At 69.8% G+C, this 1,602-nt stretch carries 2 protein-coding genes; one reads left to right on the plus strand and one right to left on the minus strand.

Annotation, left to right across the window (positions count from 1 at the left end; genetic code table 11):
* Positions 1-290 precede the first annotated feature (290 nt).
* Positions 291-668: a hypothetical protein gene (locus VGZ32_RS06260; RefSeq protein WP_326884882.1), complete on the plus strand. Its 378-nt coding sequence runs from the start codon at positions 291-293 to the stop codon at positions 666-668.
* Positions 669-761: 93 nt separating this feature from the next.
* Here the strand turns inward: VGZ32_RS06260 and VGZ32_RS06265 are convergent, their stop codons facing one another.
* On the minus strand, positions 762-1,538 hold the full coding sequence (locus tag VGZ32_RS06265) for a GAF and ANTAR domain-containing protein (RefSeq protein WP_326884883.1): 777 nt from the start codon (positions 1,536-1,538) through the stop codon (positions 762-764).
* Between the last annotated feature and the right edge of the window lie 64 nt (positions 1,539-1,602).

The raw sequence follows: 1,602 nt of genomic DNA on the forward strand, positions 1-1,602 counted from the left end.
TGTCGGATCGGGCGTTCGGGGTACTGGGGATGCACTCGCGGCCTTTCGTGCGTCGGTACTGTGGTCGGCGTCGCCGTGGGCGAGGTGAGAACCCGGGTGCGTGTGCGGCCCGGAGACAGGCGTCTGATGATGCCGAACCAGATCCTTTCCCAGTTGATCGCCGACCCGCCGCCCGGACCCGGGGTGCGTCTTGTGATCACAACCGCCAGTCGGTCCCGCACTGAGTCGTCCGCCGGGGTATGCGAGCGGCGGTTCGCCCGCCGCCCGTCCGCACGCAAGGGTGCGCGGCGGTGAGGCCGCAGGGAGCGGTCGGCGCCCTGGTCGCGATTGCGGTGGGCGCGATTCTGACCTACGCGGTCAGCTTCACCATCTCCGGGATCAGTATCCACACCGTCGGCGTGATCATCATGGTGGTCGGGATGGTGGCCCTTGTCATCCTGCTGATCCGGACGGCGACCGCGTCGCGCAGGCGGGATGAATCACGCCGTTCCGTGATCGCGCCGGGTCCGGGCGTGGAGATGGGTTACCCGCAAGACTCCGTGCGCGGCACCGCGCCGGTCGCGGCCACACGCATCTCCACCGAGGTCTACGGATCACCCGGACAACCGGCCGGACAGCCGCCGCAGGACCCGCAGGCGTATCGGGCGCCGAGGGCACCGCAGCAGTGACGGCGACCCCTGCACCGTGACCCGTCGCTACGGCCGTCCGCGGACCGTCGATGGGGCCTGTACGGCCACGGCGCGATCCCGTGGGCGCCGGCGTCAGGCCGTTTCCAGTCCTCGTCCTCTGGTTTCCGCAGTTGCCTGCTGCGGGCCGGAGAGCAGTTCGGTGGCGGTGCTGGAGCCGTCGGCGACTTGGCGGGCGAGGTCGGACAGGTGCAGGTTGTAGTTGCGGGCATGGGCGCGCAGCAGGGCGAAGGCCTGATCGACGGTGATCTGGCGGCGTTCGGCCAGCACGCCCTTGGCCTGCTCGATGGTCACCCGGCTGTTCAGTGCGTTCTGCAGTTGGGTGGTGAGCAGATCGGACTGGTGCAGGCCGCGTTGGGCCAGGATGCCGATGGTGGCCACGTCCGCGAGGGCCTGACCGGTGCGCACGTCGGCCTGGCTCAGGTCGCCGGGGTGGGCGACGAACAGGTTCAGCGCTCCGATGATCGTGGCGCGCAGCCGCAGCGGCAACGCGTGCACGGAGACGAAGCCGGTGGCCTGGGCAGCCTCGGCGAAACGCGGCCAGCGCTGCTGGCTGGCCTGCAGGTCGGCGTTGACCACCTGGGCACCGGTGCGGAAGGCGTCGAGGCAGGGGCCTGCGTCGGCCTGCAGTTCGAACAGTTCCAGCAGGCGCGCGCTCTCGGTGGACGCGGCGGTCGCGTGTAGCTGTCCGTACGAGTCGGCGAGCATCAGCCCCGCGGCGTCCACGTCGAGCAACTCCACACACCGCCGGGCCAGGGTGTGCAGGAACTCGATGACGTCGAAGTCGTCGACCAGGGTGTCGGCGGCTTCGACGAACGCCTCGACCAGCTGTTCTTCGCGGGTCACGCTCATGTCTCCAAAATAAGTTCGTCGGGGCGCCGTGGGCAGAGGCGTGGGGGCCTGTGGCATCACGGTT

The organism is Actinocrinis sp., from assembly GCF_035938995.1.
Taxonomy (GTDB): domain Bacteria; phylum Actinomycetota; class Actinomycetes; order Streptomycetales; family Catenulisporaceae; genus DASZGI01.